The 821-nt window shown below is 41.4% G+C and carries 2 protein-coding genes; both read right to left on the bottom strand.

Going from position 1 to position 821, the window contains the following annotated elements:
• On the bottom strand, positions 1-380 hold a 380-nt coding region (locus Q4496_RS17895; protein WP_303610973.1), incomplete at its 3' end, for a type II secretion system protein M.
• The coding region (gene gspL / locus Q4496_RS17890; RefSeq protein WP_303610972.1) for a type II secretion system protein GspL at positions 380-821 on the bottom strand (442 nt) is incomplete at its 5' end. The genes gspL and Q4496_RS17895, both read right to left, overlap by 1 nt.

The following is an 821-nucleotide window of genomic DNA, read 5'->3' as shown; positions in this document are numbered from 1 at the left end:
TCTAACCAAAGCAGTAGTTGAGCAAACGGAACATTATCAAGCCACACCAGTAAAATATCACCTTGAGGCTGCATACGCGTAATGGTGAGTTGTTGTCGCTCTGCAGTGCGATTAACAATACTCGATAAGCTACCACTGCTTTGTTTGACACCACCTACGGATTTTACGCTTTGATAACGTGCGGTATTTTCCGTGACCCAGCTAAGCAACGCTTGTCGACTTTCGAGTCGCTTTTGACTACTCACTAGGTTGTCATTCAGTGGTTGCCAAATAAGGCTATACAGTAAAAAAAGTGAACATACCGCACCAACGCCTATTACTAAACGCTGCTCACGTAAGTTCAGCCCTTGCCACCATGTTTTAAGTGAAGCGATATTCATTACGAGCCTTCCTTGCTAACAATACTAAAGGAGCCTGTTACTTGCTCACCTTGATTATTTTGAGCACCTTGTTTTACCTCAACATTGGCTAAGGCTAGGGCATTTTTAAATTGTTCAAAATGTTGATAATCATCAGCAATGGCTTGAAGCCTAAGCTCTTGTCTTTTACCGTCAAATTTTATCGATTCAGGTTTTAAGCTCGGAACTTTAGCAAAAGCGGGTTGTACTTGTGCCAACATAGATAAAAAGCCAACTTGCTCAGTTGCCCCACCCAAACTTGATAATTCTCGACTAAGCTGCGACTTTATTGTGCCAATACGAACACGTTTCGCCCCAGGGAAGGTTTGTTGATATTGCTTAATAATTTGCGCTTCAATGTCTGCTTGTTGTGCTGAAAGTTGAAATAACTGTGCACTTTTATAACCGACATTTAACAATAAG

It is taken from the genome of Colwellia sp. 5_MG-2023, from assembly GCF_030547795.1.
Lineage (GTDB): Bacteria > Pseudomonadota > Gammaproteobacteria > Enterobacterales > Alteromonadaceae > Colwellia.
Note: the sequence above shows the minus strand (reverse complement) of the source record. Positions and strands in the feature narration are given on the sequence as shown.